The sequence below is a fragment of the Hymenobacter sp. YIM 151500-1 genome (genome assembly GCF_025979885.1).
Classification (GTDB): Bacteria; Bacteroidota; Bacteroidia; order Cytophagales; family Hymenobacteraceae; genus Hymenobacter.
The window spans coordinates 2466291-2480095 of record NZ_CP110139.1; the positions used below are offsets into that span (position 1 = coordinate 2466291).

Annotated in this window: 9 protein-coding genes; 4 read left to right on the forward strand and 5 right to left on the reverse strand. The window is 61.5% G+C overall.

What is annotated here, in order from left to right; genetic code table 11:
- Positions 1 to 158: 158 nt before the first annotated feature.
- Positions 159 to 1352 (forward strand): MFS transporter, encoded by a 1194-nt coding sequence (locus OIS53_RS10320; protein ID WP_264678489.1) that lies wholly within the window; start codon positions 159 to 161, stop codon positions 1350 to 1352.
- Between the two features lie 293 nt (positions 1353 to 1645).
- On the opposite strand, the gene OIS53_RS10325 is transcribed toward OIS53_RS10320, so the two are convergent.
- The 5 genes from OIS53_RS10325 to tssD all read right to left on the reverse strand — a co-directional run bounded on the left by OIS53_RS10325 (position 1646) and on the right by tssD (position 5517).
- Positions 1646 to 2137, reverse strand: coding sequence for a hypothetical protein (locus OIS53_RS10325; RefSeq protein ID WP_264678490.1), 492 nt, complete (start codon positions 2135 to 2137; stop codon positions 1646 to 1648).
- Between the two features lie 503 nt (positions 2138 to 2640).
- Positions 2641 to 3135 carry a hypothetical protein gene (locus OIS53_RS10330; protein WP_264678491.1) on the reverse strand — a complete coding sequence of 165 codons (495 nt, stop codon included), beginning with the start codon at positions 3133 to 3135 and terminating at the stop codon, positions 2641 to 2643.
- A 5-nt stretch (positions 3136 to 3140) separates the two neighbouring features.
- On the reverse strand, positions 3141 to 3887 hold the full coding sequence (locus OIS53_RS10335; protein ID WP_264678492.1) for a hypothetical protein: 747 nt from the start codon (positions 3885 to 3887) through the stop codon (positions 3141 to 3143).
- The gene (locus tag OIS53_RS10340; protein WP_264678493.1) at positions 3887 to 4378 is read right to left on the reverse strand and encodes an SMI1/KNR4 family protein; all 492 of its coding nucleotides are present in this window, start codon (positions 4376 to 4378) and stop codon (positions 3887 to 3889) included. Before OIS53_RS10340 ends, OIS53_RS10335 begins: the two co-directional genes overlap by 1 nt.
- Before the next feature lie 5 nt (positions 4379 to 4383).
- Positions 4384 to 5517, reverse strand: a complete 1134-nt coding sequence (gene tssD, locus OIS53_RS10345; RefSeq protein WP_264678494.1) for a type VI secretion system tube protein TssD — start codon at positions 5515 to 5517, stop codon at positions 4384 to 4386.
- 143 nt (positions 5518 to 5660) lie between these two features.
- Here tssD and OIS53_RS10350 point away from each other — a divergent pair, with 143 nt between their 5' ends.
- The 3 genes from OIS53_RS10350 to OIS53_RS10360 all read left to right on the forward strand — a co-directional run bounded on the left by OIS53_RS10350 (position 5661) and on the right by OIS53_RS10360 (position 13684).
- Positions 5661 to 7715 carry a DUF3857 and transglutaminase domain-containing protein gene (locus OIS53_RS10350; protein ID WP_264678495.1) on the forward strand — a complete coding sequence of 685 codons (2055 nt, stop codon included), beginning with the start codon at positions 5661 to 5663 and terminating at the stop codon, positions 7713 to 7715.
- The gene (locus tag OIS53_RS10355) at positions 7712 to 9658 is read left to right on the forward strand and encodes a DUF3857 domain-containing protein (protein WP_264678496.1); all 1947 of its coding nucleotides are present in this window, start codon (positions 7712 to 7714) and stop codon (positions 9656 to 9658) included. Before OIS53_RS10350 ends, OIS53_RS10355 begins: the two co-directional genes overlap by 4 nt.
- 531 nt (positions 9659 to 10189) lie before the next feature.
- Complete coding sequence (locus OIS53_RS10360; protein ID WP_264678497.1) at positions 10190 to 13684, forward strand: reprolysin-like metallopeptidase; 3495 nt, start codon at positions 10190 to 10192, stop codon at positions 13682 to 13684.
- Positions 13685 to 13805 lie beyond the last annotated feature (121 nt).

Here is a 13805-nt window from a genome sequence, read left to right on the forward strand (position 1 = left end):
GCTGGTGCGGGGGTGAGGGGTGAGTTTCTCGCCGAGGTTCGCGGAGGGTTGCGCGGAGGTTCGCGGAGGTCGTCCACTGCGAACCTCAGCGTCAGCCTCCGCGAACCTCGGCGAGAAACCTACTCTGCCCTGCCCGGAGCGCCGTACCTTTGCCGGCAATGCCTCCTATTGCTACCGCTGCCCCGCGTACGTATACCCTTGGCTTCTGGCTGATGTGCCTGTCGTCGCTCCTGTTTTTCATGAGCTTCAACATGCTGCTGCCCGAGCTGCCCGACTACCTCACGCGCCTGGGCGGGGCCGACTACAAGGGCTACATTATTGCTCTGTTTACGCTTACCGCGGGCATCTCGCGGCCATTCAGCGGCAAGTTGGCCGATACGGTGGGGCGTATTCCGGTGATGGTGTTCGGGTCGTTGGTGTGCTTTGTGTGCGGGTTCTTTTACCCCTGGACTACTACCGTGGCGGCGTTTCTGGGGCTGCGCCTGCTGCACGGGTTCAGCACCGGCTTCAAGCCCACCGGCACGGCCGCCTTCATTGCCGACATCATTCCGCTGGCCCGGCGCGGGGAGGCCATGGGCCTGCTGGGCGTGGCCGGCTCGGTGGGCATGGCCGCCGGCCCCATGCTGGGCTCCTGGATAGCCGAGTCATTTTCCCTGAACACCTTGTTTTATTGTTCGTCGGTGCTGGCGTTGCTGAGCCTCGTGGTGCAGGGCACCATGACCGAAACCTTGCCCCGCGAGCAGCGCCAGCCGTTTCGGTGGAGCCTGCTGCGCCTGGAGTGGGCCGAGGTGCTGGAGCCCCAGGTGCTGCGCCCGGCCCTCGTGACGCTGCTGTGTTTGTTTCCGTTCGGGGCGGTGCTCACCGTCATCCCCGACCAGAGCCGCCTGCTGGGCCTCACCCACGGCAGCAAGGGCTTGTTTTACACCTGCTTCACGGGCGCCTCGCTGGTGGTGCGCCTGCTGGCCGGCCGCGCCTCCGATACCTACGGCCGCGTGCCGGTGCTGCGCCTGTCGGCGGCCCTGCTGGCGGTGTCGCTGGGCCTGCTGGCCCTGGCCGACTCGGTACCATTGTTTTTGGGGTCGGCGGTGCTGTTTGGGCTGGCTACGGGCCTCAACTCGCCAGCCCTCTACGCCTGGACCGTAGACCTGAGCCACCCCGAGCGGCGCGGCCGGGCCGTAGCCACCATGTACATTGCCCTGGAGGCCGGTATCGGGCTGGGTGCCTTGCTGGCCGGCTGGCTCTACGCCAACGAGCCGGCCCGCCTGCCCCTGGTGCACGCCCTCAGCGCCCTGTGCGTGCTGGCGGCGCTGGGGTATCTGCTGGTGGTGCCCAAGCAGCCGACAAAGAAGTAGCCGCCGCTTGGCTGAAAGCGTGTTTGGATGAAGATCATCCACGCCTGATTGAAAATCATCGGGCTCCGCACCAGAATGGCGGGCCGGCGCATAAGTATTATCCGAAGCCGCATGATATTCATGCACCGACCGATTTCTGACATGCACAGACGCATGAAATTCATGCGACACTGGATGAATTTCATTCAGCTCCGGTATTCAGAATACCGAGCGACCTATAAAAAAACGCGGCAGCGAATGAATTTCATCCGCTGCCGCGTTTTTTGCACGGCTAGTTAGTTGGTTTTGCTTTTTTAGATGGCGGACGTTTTACCCAAGGCCTTCTTTGCCTCTTTGCTTTTCTCAAACCGGGCTTTCAATACATCAGCAACTGGCTGGGCTCCGCTTACAGCTTGCTTAACGGCTTGCTGTACGGAGTTGTAGTACGCCAACGAGGTAACGTATGCTTCGCTGCCTAGCTTTACCGTAGTGCTGTTTAGGTCGCTGGTAATAGGCTGCAATCGACGCTGCACATTTAGGAGTTGCTTCCAGGCCGCTAGGTCTTGCCGCAGACCGGGCACATCCACGTAGCCGGGGGCAAACTGGGGCTGCTGTTCGGCCAGGTCCAAAGCCTGCTCAATAAACGGCAGAGTCCCGTCGCTGGCTTTCGGCAGGCGCTGAATGTCTTTGCCGGTCAGTGAAATCAGCAGGGGTTTCAGCAGCTGGTCGAGCGTATCAATAGCGGCATTAATCTTCTGCATGTCGGCATCGGAGATGGTGATTTGCAGATTGTCGGAAGTGGACATAAAAGGGAGAGAAGGGTTAAAGTGAAACTCGGCTGTAAGCTAGGAATTTCTTTGGTGATTTTACTGCCCTCTTTTCTTTAGAAAGGCTCGTACTCACACACTATAGCAACTTCACAAAGAGAGTAGTTGTAAATCTTCTCCTTTACTGTTACCACCGTATCATTAAGTTCAATATTCAGAGATTCATAGTCAGAGCTACGCAGTGCAATTCTATCACCCAGATTGGGTATCCAGTTTTTTTGATTAAAGAACTCGCTTGTAGCAGGTGCGTGTAACCAACTCTTGCTAGTACCTTTGTGAACAAAAATCCCTACTATTTCCATGTTCCGAGAATGTTGAGTTGTTGAAAAATTTATGATTTAAAACTAAGTTTTTGTAACAACTTAATCTTAACAAGTAAGATTTTAGATGTTAAGAAGCCCGTTCTTCTCAAATAACTTCTACTAACCCGTCCATAAACGCCGTGAGGGAGTGAGCTAGAAAGTGAACACCCCATAGGCACATTAAGTCTCATCATCTGTCATTTCATCTAACCAGCTAAAATCCTCTTCCTCGTCCTTAACCCAATTCTCTATGTAGGTTTTCAAACCTTCAGGAATTCGACGTAATATCAGGCTTACAATTACGTCACGCGGTACTATATATAACTCTGGTTTTTTCTCCAATAGTTTATCTATTGCGAACATACCTGAGTGAGCAGTTCCATCTTCTACTACAATCCAATTTGTTTTATACTTACGATTAATTACTTTACCAAGATAAATATAGCAGGCGGTAAATTGCCATATGGCATCTTCATCTCCGCTGCTTGTATGAATTATATTCTCATTTAGTACATATCTTTCTAAATCATTTAGCGATTCCCAATTATATTTCTCACTCAAGCCAGTATAACCTTTCTCGTTGGCAGCATGGATAAATAAATCCAGACCAATATTCGACCAATAAAAAAGGTCTTCGTCTTCATCTTCCAAGTCAAAGTTAGGCTCAAAGTTCATTTCAGTTAGATTTTAGGGCCAATAGTAATTTTAGCGCCGATTCGTTTCAAAGCTTCCAATAGTGGCTTACTGCCTCCTTGTTCTAAAATATACTCTACTTCATACCGCTCTTTAATCAACCATCTATCTTTTCGCAAATCTATTTTCTCTTGTTTTCCCAAATATAACTTGCCAGTTTTCAACTGTCCGCAGTATTTTTGGTCACTTATATAAATATCAATTTGACGTTGTGTGTATGCTGTTTTAAGCATCTTACTTACGCCCCCAAACGCTTCTTGATATTTATGCTCTTTGCTATAACCACGTTTGTTATTGTTGATGACAGTATAATAGCTCTTTTCCCATTTTTCGTAAGGCATAGGTTCTTTACCCTGCTCCTTTTTCTCAGCTAAATATTGTTCACGTCTAGCGGCTTTGTGCGCATCTGAGCCAGGTCCGAAACCTTCCTCTTTGCTGACGCTCTTTCGAGTTGGCTGCTGCAAAGCCGGCACTCCGCTATAGGCATACTCCCTAGGCAGGGGCGGTACCCATGTCTCCCCCGTGCCGCTTTCCCGGCCCATGTCTTCGGGCCAGATGCACAAAAACAGGCGCAGGGCGGCCTCGTCGGAGGTGCCGCGGCTGTCGAAGTGCTCGACATGGTTGGTGCAGAAGGCGCGGGTGAACCACACGTGCCAGCCGATACCCGGCGCATCGAGATGCTGGAAGACCAGGCACAACGAAAACGCCTTGACCGGAGCCAAGGCGTTTGTCATTATGCTTCCTTGGGAGCCTCAACTAGCCCTTCTAGGAAAGCGGTGAATGATGGGGCCAGAAGATAGACGCCTTGGCCGTAGTCGCGGGGCTGGGCTTCTAGTTCTTCATCTTCCAAAAAGGCGGGCGGGACATAGGATTCATGGCTGATGTAATACACGTTGCCGTAATCTTCTGGGCCTAACGACAGGCAAAATTGGTCACCGCCTGGATCGTTAGCAAAGGGTACTAAGTCTGGGTGCAGTTGGTCGGATAAGGATTCTAAGCCTCGTTCAAACGAACCTTTTCCGCCACCCACAGGCTTGAATTTATTTACTATGTATCGCCTGCCGTCTTCTCCAAGGAATATATTTCGGTTAGGAAAGCCGCCGTTATGATGCAAGATGTGCGCTTTGTAATCGTCGGGTAAGATAAATCCATATTGTTCTTCAATGGCCTGAAGAATTACCAGTGTGGCTGGCTCTGCGCTTCGAACAAACTGTATCTCATTCATAGAAGTTAGGTGTAAATAGGTTGACCGACGTGTTTGTTGACTTGGTCACAGGAACCAAAATGTACAAAGGTATCAGCGTGGGCATCTTCGTCAACTAATTCCATTGTGCAAGTACCATAAGGCGGGTGTGGAGGTGGAGATGGGTGATAATCGGCACGATGATGCCATGTGTAGCCATCTGGAGCTTGGTTATTTTTCAGTCCTTGAGTTTTCACTATATCGAGTAAGCCTGCTTCTTGATTGGCTCGTAAAAAATCTGCCTCTCGGCTGCCCTGCATCTGAATAACCACTACATTCTTTTGATTACCTGTAACTGGGTACATACAAGGTGTTCCCACGAAAGTTGGCTCCCCATTTAAAGTGAGCGGAATGCGTGTCAGTCCTTTGCGCGTACCGGTGACATTGTAGCTTTTCTGTTCTCGCGCATCATACACCGCAACGACTTTGCCTTCCCCATCCGTGCGGTAGGTGAATGGGTCACCCTCCACATGAAATTCAGTCATATGGTGTTCCTGCAAGAATTTAAACTTTTTGTTCTTCGCACTTTTTGACCGGTCCCACCGTCCCTTAATTACGTCCTGCCACTCCTGGGCCGATAAATGCACCTGCTTATGGTCGGGTGAAGGATTGGGAACGGGCGCGGGCAAGTGCGGCGGAATGTCAGGATTGACAAGCGGCGCGGCCGGTGCGGCAACCGCCGTAGGCCGGCCCGTATAGGCATACTCCCGCGCTGCTGGCGGGGTCCACTCTTCGCCCAGGCCGCTTTCCCGGCCCATGTCTTCGGGCCAGATGCACAAAAACAGGCGCAGGGCGGCCTCGTCGGAGGTGCCGCGGCTGTCGAAGTGCTCGACATGGTTGGTGCAGAAGGCGCGGGTAAACCACACGTGCCAGGCCGTGGCCTGGGCATCCGGGCGCTGAAAGACTAGGTGGCCAGAAAACGTTTTGGTGGAAGAAGCGGCCCAGTCGCGCAGCTCGGAGAAGTCAGCATCGGTGACGAGCACCTCTACCAGGATAGGGCCTTTCGTGACTTTGGCCACCGGGCGGCCCCGATAACCCAGGCGCTGATGAAACCGATACTGACACCAGACCACCACGTACACGCGCCCGTCTACGTGCAGAAAAGCGGAAAAAGAAGCCATAAGAAGCTAATGAAGATGGAAGGACGGAATAGGTAGCGGTAGTAGAGCGGTTCAAGATAGAAATCTTCCCCTATAAAGCACAGCCGTTTTTAACTGTCGCGCTTTTCCGCCTACTTGCCATATCCAAACCTTCATATCTTCTTATGACTTCACCTCTACTCCACCGCTTGGTGCTGGCCGGAGCCCTGAGCAGCCTGACTGCCACCTCCGCCCTGGCCCAGGCCGACCCTATCAAGTTTGGTAAGATTGACGAGCGGGACCTGACCCCGGCGGGCTTCGCGACCGACTCAGCGGCGCCGGCCGTGGTGCTCTGCGACTTCGGCCGCTCCCGCTTCGACTACAACGACGGGCAGTTCCGGGTGATTTTTGAGCGGGTGGCCCGCATCAAGATTCTCAAGAAGTCGGGCTACGAGTACGGCACTGTGCAGGTGCCGCTTTACCACAAAAACACCTCCGAAGAAAAGCTGGTGAGCTTGCGCGGCTTCACCTACAACCTGGTGAACGGACAGGTGGTCAAGGAAAAGCTGAACTCGGAATCTACCTTCCGGGAAGAGGCCACGCCCAACATCACCATCCGCAAGTTTACGCTGCCCAACGTGCGGGTGGGCTCGGTGGTGGAGTTTGCCTACACCGTGGCTTCGGAGTTCACCTTCAACTTCCAGGACTGGACCTTTCAGCGCGACATTCCCGTGCGCTGGAGCGAGTACCGGGCGGCCATTCCGGAGTATTTCGACTACAAGATGGTGCTGCAAGGCTACGAGCCCCTGGCCGAGCAGCAGCGCGAAGAAGGCGTGACGCAGTACACCATCCGCTGGTCGTCGACGCTGACACCGGGCGTGGGTGGGGGGCGCGAGTCGGGCGGCTCCGAAACCATTACGCCCCGCGTCACCAACTACCGCTGGGCCATGAAGAACGTGCCCGCTCTGCGCGAGGAGCCCTACATGACCACGACTAATGACTACGTGGCCCGCCTCGACTTCGAGCTGGCCGGGGTGAAGTGGCCCGACCAGCCCTACAAGCCCGTGGCCAACACCTGGGAGAAAATAGACGAGGAATTGCTGCGCGACGAGTCCTTTGGCGTGCAGCTCAGCCGGGCCAGCTTTCTGAAAGACCAGCTGACGCCCTTGGTGGCCCAGCACAAGGACCCGGCCGCCCGCGTGGCCGCCGTGCACGCCTTGGTGTGCCGCTCTGTAAAGCACAACGGCCGCTCGGCCCTCTACGCCAGCGGCCCGCTGCGCCGCGCCTACGACCAGAAGTCGGGCACGGCCGCCGATGTGAACCTGCTGCTGATTGCGGCCCTGCGCGAGGCTGGCGTGCCAGCCAACCCGGTGGCCTTGAGTACCCGCAGCCACGGCCGCCTCAGCACCAACCTGGTGCCCCTGCTCAGCCGCTTCAACTACGTGGTGGCCCACGTGGCTTTGCCCGAAGGCAAGGAAATGCTGGTAGATGCCACCGAGCCCCTGGCGCCCTGCGGCATGCTGCCTTACAACTGCCTCAACGGCCAGGGCCGCCTGATTTTGTCGGCCAAGGAAGGCGGCTCGCGGTGGCTGGATTTGAAGCCGGCTGACCGCCTGCTCACCTACCGCGCCGTGCAGCTGACCCTGGACGAAAAGGGCGCCCTGCGCGGCAAGGTGCACCAGGAGCACGGCGGCTACCTGGCCCTGGCTCAGCGCGAAAAGCTGCAGAAAGTGGGTGAGAAAAAGTACGTGGAGGAGCTGACCGCCGGCCACGACGGCTGGACCATTCCCACCTTCGCCTTCAAGGAGCGGGAAGCCCTGCACCGCCCGCTGGCCCTCGACTACGAGTTTACGAGCAGCGGCGCCGACGCCCCCGCCGGTACCCTCTACCTGAACCCGCTGCGCGACTTCGGCACCGAGAAAAACCCCTTCCTGCACGAAGACCGGCGCTTTCCGGTGGACCTGGGCGCCCCGCTCGACGAAACCATCATGATAACCGTGAGCCTGCCCGCCGGCTACGCGCTGGAGGAGCAGCCCAAAGGCCTGGTGGTAGAATTGCCGGAGGGCGGGGGCCGCTTCACCTACGCCGTGCAGCCCGGCAACGGCACCGTGCAGATTGTAAGCCGCATGAGTCTGGCCCGGCCCTTCTATTCGGCCGAGGAGTACGCCAACCTGCGCGAGTTTTTCGCCCGCCTCATGGCCAAGCAGGGCGAGCAGCTGGTAATCAAGAAGAAATCATGAAAAGCGGCTTTGCGCTACTAGGCACCCTGCTGCTGGCGGGGCCCGCGGCACTGGCGGCCCCTGGCCCCGCGCCCAAGTACCCCGTGGCCGAGGTGCCCGCCGCCCTGCTCGAAAACGCCCACGCCGTGGTGCGCCGCCACGACGAAACCCTGGTGGTGAAGTCGGTGGGGCGCACCCAGGAAACCGTGCGCCGGGCCGTGACGGTGCTCGACGAGGCCGGGGCGCACTGGGCCACCGAGCTGGTATACTACAGCCAGCTCAACACCATCAGCTACCTGCGCGGGGCCGTGTACGACGCCCAGGGCAAGGTGGTGCGTCAGCTCAAAACCCAGGACGTGCAGGACATCAGCCTGTCCGACGGCTTCAGCCTGGCCACCGACGCCCGCGGCCGGGCCGCCGACCTGCGCCAGCCCACCTACCCCTACACCGTGGAGTTTGAGTATGAAGTGGTATCGGCCAACCCGTTGTTCTACTCCACCTGGCGGCCCCAGCCCACCGAGCAACTAAGCGTGGAGCAGGCTTCGTTTCGGGTGCTGATGCCGGCCGGGCTGGCCCTGCGCTACCAGGAGCGGCGCCTGCCGGCGGGCAGCGCCGTGCAGCGCAGCCAGCAGTCGGGCCAGGAGGTGTACGCTTGGGAAGTGAAAAACCTGCCGGCCCTGGAGGAAGAGCCCGACGCCCCACCCGTGGCCGAGCTGACGCCCACCGTGCGCACCGCGCCTACCGAGTTTGAGGTGGAAGGCCACGCCGGCCGGCTCACGTCCTGGGCCGAGCTGAGCCGCTGGACCTACGAGCTGAACGCCGGCCGCAGTGAGTTGCCGCCCGCCTTACAGCTGGGCATGAAGGCCCTGGTGCAGGGCGAGAAAGACGAGCGGGCCCGCATTCAGAAGGTGTACGAGTACTTGCAGGCCACCACGCGCTACGTGTCCATTCAACTGGGCTTGGGCGGGTGGCAGACGTTTCCGGCCGCCTCAGTGGCCAGCAACGGCTACGGCGACTGTAAGGCCCTAACCAACTACTGCCAGGCCCTGCTGGGCGCGGCCGGCATCCGGGCCCACGCGGCCCTGGTGCGCGCCGGCCGCGACGAGCACGACATCCGCACCGATTTTCCCAGCTCCCAGTTCAACCACGTGGTGCTGTGCGTGCCCCTCACCCAGAGCCCCCGCCCCGATACCGTGTGGCTGGAGTGCACCAGCCAAACCAACCCCTTCGGCTACATGGGCGGCTTCACGGGCAACCGCCACGCTCTGCTGCTGCTGCCCGAAGGCGGCCGGCTGGTAGCCACGCCCCGCTACGGCGCCGCCGAAAACCGCCGCAGCCGCCGCGCCGAGGTGCGCCTCGACGCCCAGGGCAACGCCACGGCCACCCTGCGCACCCTGCGCACCGGCCTGGAGTACGACGCCGTATCGGGCCTGCCGGGCCTGCCGGCTGCCGAGCAGAAAAAGCACATCGGCGACCGGCTGAGTTTACCCAACTTCACCCTGACCAAAGTGGGCTTCCGGCCCCTGCCCGAAACCGCCCCGGTGCCGGGCCTGGTCGAGACGCTGGAGCTGGCCCTGCCCGGCCTGGCCCCGCCCAGCGGCCGGCGCATGTTCTTGACGCCCAACCTGCTCAGCCGCCAGCCCTCCCCACGGGCGGCCGTGGGCGAGCGGCAAGCCGACATCTGGCTCGACCACGCCTACTCTCACGCCGACACCGTGCGCCTGCACGTGCCGGCCGGCTTCCGGCCCGAGCAGCTGCCGGCCCCGGTGCAGCTTAGCACGGCCTTTGGCACCTACAGCAGCCAGCTCCGCGCCCTGCCCGATGGCACCCTGGAGTACGTGCGCCAGCTCACCCTGCCCCGCACCCGCTTCGCCCGCGCCGAGTACCCGGCCTACCTGGAGTTCCGCCGCAAAATCAGCGCCGCCGACAAAGCCCAGCTGGTGCTGGTGCGGTCTGACTCGTGAGGTAGCGCTCAGCTTGCGCACGAGCGAAGCGAGTGGCTACGCGGCTGACGAATAGTGGCACTGACGACGGGAACTGGCGCAACTGGCGCGAGTTTAGCGCAGCGTAACTCGTGCCTGAGCATGAGGTGGAGGCTGCGCCTCCACTGCCGCGCAGCGGCAAGCAGAAACCGGGCCGTGCTGGCGAGTATCGTTCTAACGTGGGGAGGCGCAGCCTCCCGTCATTCTTGGCACGAGTTACGCTGCGCTAAACTCGCGCCAGTACCCGGTAACCTTGTACTGGTAACAGAAAAACAAATCTTAAAAAAAGCTTCTGCCGCTGTAGTGCGGTGGGGGCTTTTTCGTTTGTAGAAGGGCTCTTGCTGCTTGGCAGCACCTGAGTACGCGCGAGTCGCAGTACCTTGGGCACCAACAACCACCGCGCCGGTTTTGCCGGCGTTCCGGCTAGCTGATATCTGCTTTTCTATGCTCTCGTCTTCTACTTGCCTGCTTCGATGTGCCGGGCGCTTTGCGCTGGCGGGGATGTTGTTGTTGATGGCCGGCCGAACCCAGGCCCAGCAGGTGCTGTGGGCCGATGCCCCGCGCCTGCCCCAGGCTGCCCGGCCGGCCGCGCAACCGTTGTCGTTTTACCGGGCGGTGGATTTCCGACTGGATGCCCTACGTCAGACCTTACAGGCGGCTCCGCCCGCCGATGCGGCCCGGCGCGGAGTCAGTCTGGTGGTCGTGTCGCTGCCCCTGCCCGATGGTACTTCCCAGCGCTTCCGGGTGGAGGCGGCGGCGGTGATGCACCCGCAGCTGGCCGCCCGCTACCCCGCCATCCAGACCTACGCCGCCCAGGGCCTCGACGACCCCACGGCCACGGCCCGCCTCGATATAACCCCTGCCGGCTTCCACGCCCAGATTCTGGCCGCCGACAAAACCGTGTACATCGACCCGGTGGCGGGCAGCCCGGAAACTCATCGGGTATTTGAGCGCCGCGCTATGGCGGCCAGGCCCTTCGGGTGCGCCACGCCGGCTGGTGCGGCCGCCGCGGACCGCTCCCGGACGGCGGCCCGGCCCAACGGGGCCCAGCTGCGCACTTTCCGGCTGGCCCTGGCTTGCACCGGCGAGTACGCCACCTACCACGGCGGCACCAAGCAGAGCGCCCTGGCGGCCATGGTCACGTCCATCAACCGCGTCAATGGCATTTATGAGCGGGAGCTGGCCGTGCGGATGGTGCTGGTGCCCAACACGGATGAGCTGATTTACTTGAACGGCACCACCGACCCCTACACCAACACCAACGGCTCGGCCATGCTGGACCAGAACCAGACCACCGTGGACCAGCGCATCGGGGCGGGCAGCTACGACGTGGGGCACGTGTTTAGCACCGGGGGCGGAGGCATTGCCCGCGTGGCTTCGGTGTGCGAGGCCGGTGATAAAGCACGCGGCGTAACCGGCTTCGCCACGCCCGAAACCGACGCCTTCGACGTGGATTTCGTGGCCCACGAAATCGGCCACCAGTTCGGCGCCGACCACACGTTCAACAGCGACAAAGAAGCCTGCTCGGGCGTCAACCGCACGCCGGAGTCGGCCTACGAGCCGGGCTCGGGCTCCACCATCATGGCCTACGCCGGCATCTGCGGCACCGACAACCTCCAGCCCAACTCCGACCCCTACTTCCATTCCCGCAGCTACGACCAGATTCTGGACCACCTGGCTGGGGCCGGCAGCTGCGGCATCAGCACCCCCACCGGCAACCGTGCCCCGGCCGTAAATGCCGGCCGCAACTTCCGCATTCCGGTGGGCACGCCCTTTGTGCTGACCGGCTCCGCCACCGACCCCGACGGCGACGGGCTGACCTTTGCCTGGGAGCAGTACAACCTGGGCCCGGCCGGCAGTGTTACCGCCCCCACCGGCGACGCGCCCCTGTTCCGGGCCCTGCCACCCACCGCTTCGGCCAGCCGCACGTTTCCGCGCCTGGCTAACCTGCTGACCGGGGCGCCGTCGGTGGGCGAGGTGCTGCCCACCACGGGGCGGCGCCTGGTGTTCCGGCTGGTGGCCCGCGACAACCGCGCCGGCGGCGGGGGCGTAGCCTATGACTCTATGCACGTGGTGGTAGTGCCCACGGCGGGGCCGTTTGTGGTGCAGGCGCCCAACACGGCCGCCGCCACCTGGCAGGCTGGGGCACCTCAGCAAGTGCTTTGGGACGTAGCCGGCACGGCCCAGGCTGCCGTGGGAGCCGCGCAGGTTGACATTCTGCTCTCGACGGACGGCGGCCTCACCTACCCCATCACCCTGGCCGCGGCCACCCCCAACGACGGCTGCGAAACCCTTACGCTGCCTGCCAGCGTGGCGGCCACCGCCCAGGCCCGCATTCGGGTGCAGGCCACGGGCGGCATCTTCTTCGACGTTTCCAACCAAAACTTTACCATTCAGCCTCTGAGCGGCCCGGCGTTTTTCCTGCGCGGACCGGCTTGCGGGGCGGCGGCTTTGCAGCTGTGCCCCGGCAACACCGCCAGCACGACCGTGGGAACGGGCGCCTTGCAGGGCTTCACGGGGCAGCTCACGCTGAGCGCCGACAACCTGCCCACCGGCCTGACGGCCACGTTTAACTCCGCCACTGTGGCGGCCGGGGCCGAAGCCACCGTCACCTTCACGGCGGGCGCCAACACGCCGTCGGGGACGTACCAGGTGGCGGTGAAGGGCAGCAGCGGCGGCCAGACCCGCACCGTGGAAGTGCCCCTGACCGTGCTGCCCGCGGCCCGGCAGGCTCCCGCCGTTACATTTCCGGCGGCGGGCAGCACGGCTACTCTGCTACGGCCGCGCATTACGTGGGGCGCCGTTGCCAATGCCAGCGCCTACGAGGTGCAGATAGCCACCGATGCCGCCTTCACCACCCTCGTACTCAACCAGCCTAGCGTGGCGGGCACGGCTTTGGTGCCGGGCGCGGGCGTGCTGCGCCCGGCCACCGGCTATTTCCTGCGGGTGCGGGCCCTGAGCACTTGCGGGCCGGGCCCGTACTCGGCCCCGTTGGCTTTCCGCACGGGCATTGTCAACTGCCAAACCTACCTGGCCGCTTCGGTGCCGGTGGCTTTGCCCAGCGCCAGCCCGTTTGTCGTCAGCTCCACGGTTACCGTGACCAGCTCGGACCGCGTGACCAGCCTGCGGGTGCGCGACCTGGCCCTGACCCACGCCAATGCCGGGGAGCTGGAAATTACGCTGACCAATCCGGCCGGGCGACGGGCCGTGCTGCTGCCGCGCCAGTGCGCGGGGTCGGGGACCTTGTCGTTGACCTTCGACGAAACGGCCGCTGGACCCCTGCCCTGCCCGCCTGCGGCCGGCGCCACCGTGCGTCCCGCTGCGTCCTTGCTCGACTTGCTCAACAGCCCCGCCCAGGGCACCTGGACCCTGACCATTGCCGACAACGCCGCGGGCAACGGTGGCACGCTCACGGGCTGGAGCCTGGAGCTGTGCACGATGCTGGAGCCGCCCGCCCCGCCCTCCGACCTCACCGTCGTGCAAACCGGCCCCGATGCCAGCCCCGTTGCCAACCTCACCTGGACCGACAACTCCCCCAACGAAACCGGTTTTGAAATCGAACGGTCGGCCACTGGCCCCGACGGGTTTGTGCGCCTGGCCACGGCGGGCCCGAACGTTACTTCCTACGAAGACGCGCTGCGGGCCAATGGCACGTACTGCTACCGGGTGCGGGCCGTGGGTGCCAACGGCGTATCGGCTTACTCCAACGAGGGATGCCTGACCCTGACGAACGTTCCGCCCCAGGCGTCCAGTGTGCTGGCCGGCCTCAGCGTGTGGCCCAATCCGGGCACGGGCTTGTTTGAGCTGAAGCTGGACAACGACCGGGAGGGCACCGTCACCCTGCGCGTGCTCGACGCCGTGGGCCGCATCATCAGCACCCAAACCCTGACCAAAACCACAGTTACGGCGCAGCTACCGCTGGACCTGCGCCGCCTCGGCGCCGGCCTCTACCTCCTGCACCTCACTGCCGCGGGCGAGTCGGAAGTGGTGCGGGTGGTGAAGGAATAAGTGACAGGTAACAAGTAGCATGTCATGCTGAGCTTGTCGAAGCATCTCTACTGCGGGCTAACTCCAATTGTGAGGACGAAGCGGGAGAGATGCTTGCCTGCGGCGACCTTCGGTTCGACTC